Raw genomic sequence first — 3742 nt, 5'->3', positions numbered from 1 at the left:
CGACGGCAAACCCGGCGGCGACGGCGAATCGGGCGACGTCGGCAACTGGGATCCGTGACCCCGCACCTGCGGACACCGCCGCGTGTCACCCTCCGATTCAACGCGCTCCTGTAGGCCGGACGCGCCGTCCGCGGCCGGCGCTTGCCGCCTGCGCAACGCGGTTGGCGAAGAAGAGCCTCGAAGAACGCGAACGCACGCGCGCCGGTTCATCAACGGGCCGATGCCGATGGCCGACGTCCGGCTCTCAGCCGGCTTCACCCTGATCGAACTCCTCGTCGTTGTTGTCATTGCCGGCGTGCTCGCGGCCGCACTGGTCATCGCAATCGGCAGCAGCAGCGAGCGGCAACTGGCCAATGCGTCCGATCGATTCCAGGCTCTGGTTGGACACGCGTGCAACCAGGCCGAGCTCACCGGTCGCGAGATCGGCGTCGTGATGTCCGCGAGCGGGTACGCATTCAGCCGCCTCGATCGCGACGAGTGGCGAACCTTCGGCAACGACGGCGAACTGCGCGCGCGCACGTGGCCGGCGGGCCTCCGCATCGCGTTGACCAACGCGGATCGCACCGTGGCGCTCGCGACGCCAGGGCACGACATGCCGCAGCTGGTGTGTTTCTCATCTGGCGAAATGACGCCGTTCGCGCTTGAGCTTGGGCTCGGCGATGCCGCTGTGCGCTATCGCATCGACGGAAAGGACGACGGCACGCTGAAGTCCAAACGCATCGAGGACGCCAGATGAGTTTGCGTCGTCGCCGCCGCGGATTCACCCTGATCGAAGTGCTGATTGCGCTCGCCGTCGTGGCGATCGCGTTGCTCGCATTGACGCGCGCAGCCAGCGTGCAGGTACAAAGCTTCGATGCATTGCGCGAGCGCACGCTCGCCGGCTGGGTCGGCGCCAACGTGCTCACCGAAACGCGGCTCGCGACGCCGTTTCCACCCACCGGCAAAAGCGACGGCCGCATGCAACTGGCGACGCGCGACTGGCGCTGGACGCGTAACGTGCAGCCGACGCAGGTGCCGGAGATCCGGCGCATCGATGTGACGGTGTACCTCGGCGAATCGAAAGCACCTTCGGCGACGCTGAGCGGATTCGCGGGAACCGCACTGCCATGAACATGTCGGGAGTCGACCGCGCACTCCCGACGCGAGCGCAACCGCTCTTCAGCGTCTGCAAATCCAGATCCCGGCTCAGCGAATCGGGGCATGCAAGCGGCTTCACGCTGATCGAGCTTCTGGTCGCGCTCGCCGTATTCGCCGCACTTGCGGCCGCGGCGTACGGCGGTCTTGCCGCGATCGCGCGCACGCGAGGTGCGCTCGCCACGCAGCAGGACCGGTTCGCGTCCGTCACGCGCAGTGTCTCCGCGCTTGCGCGCGACCTGCGCCAGTCTATCGCGCGGCCGGTGCTCGGCAACGACGGCAATCCAGTGCCGGCGTTGCTCGGGGGACCCGACACGATCGAATTCACCCGGATGGGTTTCGCCAATCCGCGCGCGGAGCCGCGCAGCAACCTGGAGCGCGTCGTGTACGCGTATGACGATCGCAAAGTGCGGCGTGGTCGCTACGCGGTGCTTGATCGTGCGTCGAGCTCGGTGCCGGTCACCAGCGATCTGCTCGACCGCGTCACTGAGCTGCATTTTCGGTACTACGGGTGTGATGGAGTCTGGCAGGACGCGTGGCCGCCGCGTCAGCAACTGGCGTGCGCGGATCGCTCCACCCCGGCGGAACCGATCCCGAGGGCGGTCGAGTTTCGCCTCGTGCTCTCGGACCTTGGCGAAATCCGTCGCTTGGTCGAGATTCCGTCGTCGCTGCCGCTTACGGTTCCACAGCAGGCACCCGCCCCATGAGGACATCGGCGAAACACCAGCAGGGCGTTGCTTTGCTCGTTGCGCTGCTGGTCGTCGCGCTGGCGGTGATCCTCGTTGCCGCGCTGCTCGATCGCGGTGAGCTCGCACTGGCGCGCACGCGCAATGCACTGCGGTCGGAGCAGGCCGAGGCATACGCGCAGGGTCTGGAGATCTATGCGGTGCAAGTGCTGGTCGATACGCAGCGAGAGGGCGGCACGGATACAAACGCCAGTCCGTGGGCAACGCCGTTGCCGCCACAGCCGGTTCCCGGCGGCGTGATTGCCGCGACAATGCACGACATGAATGGCTGCTTCAATCTCAACAATCTGTCGGGAAGCAACGGCACAATCTGGGAGCAGCGGTTCAAGGTGCTGTTGACCACGCTCGCCGTGAATCCATCGCTCGCCGACGCCGTGAGCCATTGGCTGGATGGAAACGGGACGTCTGACGACAGCTACTATCTCGCGCAGCCGGTTCCCTATCGCGCGTCGCGTCGGAATTTTTCCCAGGTCTCGGAACTGCGGCTGGTGAAGGGCGTTGACGGTGAGACTTACGCGCGGTTGGCGCCGCACGTGTGCGCGCTGCCGGCGGGTACGTCGATCAACGTCAACACCGCGACGGTGCCGGTGCTGCAAAGTCTGGGTATTTCGCAATCCAACGCGGAGAAGATCTGGAACAATGGTCAGGCGAACTATCCGGACCTGCCCAAGTTCGCCACGGCGGCGCAGCTTCCGCCGGAAAGTCCGCTGACTGGCCTCGGTGTCAAAAGCACCTACTTCCTCGCCCGCGGCGACATCGTGCTCGATGACGTGCCATTCACGTTCTTCAGCCTGATCGAACGCGTACAGGGACGAACGTCGATGGTGATCTCGCGCAGTCGCGGCAGCGACGACGCATTGATCGCACCGGCCGCGATCAGTGCCGATCCGGCGCGCGACACCACGCTGCGCTGACCGCGCCGGCGTTCCGTTCGACCCTGCGGCGATCTCGACTACAATCGCGGCGTTTCCTTGCATCGAAGTCGCCATGCCCGATCGCCTGTTGCTGCGCCTCGATTCCGATGGCGGCCTGTCCTGGCTGCGAACGTCGGCCGGAGCACGCACGCCATCCGTGTCGACCGCGGGCGACCCACCAGCATCGGTTCTGGCGGCGGGCAGCGAGATCGTCGTGCTGGTGCCGTCCGAAGACGTGCTGCTGACCGACGTTCGATTGAGTGCGCGCAATCGCGCCCAGTTGCTGCAGGCATTGCCGTTTGCGATCGAGGACCAGTTGCTCGGCGCGATCGAGGACCAGCATTTTGCCGCCGCGACCGGCAATGGTGACAGCGTGGGTGCAGCGGTCGTTGCGAAGGCCACGATGACGAAATGGCTGGATCATCTTGCCACCGCGAACATCACGCCGGACGTGCTGATTCCCGAAACGCTCGCGCTGCCCGCGGATGCCGAGGCGGTCAACGTGATGATCGACGGCAACCGCGCGATCGTTCGCCTCGCGCCATGGTCCGCGTTTGCGTGTTCGCTGAGCGAGTTTCCGCACTGGCTCGAACAGGCGAATGGCGACGCGACACTGGCGCCGCTGGTCGTGCACGATTTCCGCGCAGCGCCTGCGCTGGTGTTGCCGTTGAAGTCGTCGTCGTACCACGAACGCCAGAGTGATCCACTCGTCCATCTCGCGGCCGGTCTGGCGCAGCCGGCATTGAACCTGCTCGATGGCGAATTCGCGACGCGCCATCGACACGCGCGCGGTGCACGCCGCTGGCGTCTTGCCGCAATGCTTGCCGCCGCGGTCCTGGTGCTCGCGGTCGCCAATCTCGGTTTCGACGTGATGCGTCTGTCGCGCGCATCGGCGCGCATGGATGTGCTCGCGCAGGAAGCGGTCGCGAAGGCGTTTCCGGATATCGA

Annotated in this window: 5 protein-coding genes; all 5 read left to right on the top strand. The window is 66.0% G+C overall.

Features of this window, described 5'->3' with window-relative positions; genetic code table 11:
- Positions 1 to 226: 226 nt before the first annotated feature.
- Entirely contained in the window at positions 227 to 736 is a 510-nt protein-coding gene (gene gspH, locus ABIV12_RS12515) for a type II secretion system minor pseudopilin GspH (protein ID WP_348059759.1), read from the top strand.
- Positions 733 to 1110 carry a type II secretion system minor pseudopilin GspI gene (gene gspI, locus ABIV12_RS12510; RefSeq protein WP_348059757.1) on the top strand — a complete coding sequence of 126 codons (378 nt, stop codon included), beginning with the start codon at positions 733 to 735 and terminating at the stop codon, positions 1108 to 1110. The genes gspH and gspI overlap by 4 nt, the downstream gene beginning before the upstream one ends.
- Complete coding sequence (gene gspJ / locus ABIV12_RS12505; protein WP_348059755.1) at positions 1107 to 1841, top strand: type II secretion system minor pseudopilin GspJ; 735 nt, start codon at positions 1107 to 1109, stop codon at positions 1839 to 1841. The genes gspI and gspJ overlap by 4 nt, the downstream gene beginning before the upstream one ends.
- Positions 1838 to 2794: a type II secretion system minor pseudopilin GspK gene (gspK, locus tag ABIV12_RS12500; protein ID WP_348059753.1), complete on the top strand. Its 957-nt coding sequence runs from the start codon at positions 1838 to 1840 to the stop codon at positions 2792 to 2794. Before gspJ ends, gspK begins: the two co-directional genes overlap by 4 nt.
- Positions 2795 to 2867: 73 nt before the next feature.
- Positions 2868 to 3742: type II secretion system protein GspL (gspL, locus tag ABIV12_RS12495; RefSeq protein ID WP_348059751.1), on the top strand; the 875-nt coding region annotated here is incomplete at its 3' end.

It is taken from the genome of Dokdonella sp., from assembly GCF_039926425.1.
GTDB lineage: Bacteria > Pseudomonadota > Gammaproteobacteria > Xanthomonadales > Rhodanobacteraceae > Dokdonella_A.
The sequence above is the reverse complement of the archived record's forward strand: the minus strand, read 5'-3'. Positions and strand labels throughout refer to the sequence as shown.

Bases quoted from the DNA above. Each gene is read 5' to 3' on its own strand.
- gspJ (WP_348059755.1), top strand. From the start codon at position 1,107: ATGAACATGTCGGGAGTCGACCGCGCACTCCCGACGCGAGCGCAACCG.
- gspI (WP_348059757.1), top strand. From the start codon at position 733: ATGAGTTTGCGTCGTCGCCGCCGCGGATTCACCCTGATCGAAGTGCTG.
- gspH (WP_348059759.1), top strand. From the start codon at position 227: ATGGCCGACGTCCGGCTCTCAGCCGGCTTCACCCTGATCGAACTCCTC.
- gspK (WP_348059753.1), top strand. From the start codon at position 1,838: ATGAGGACATCGGCGAAACACCAGCAGGGCGTTGCTTTGCTCGTTGCG.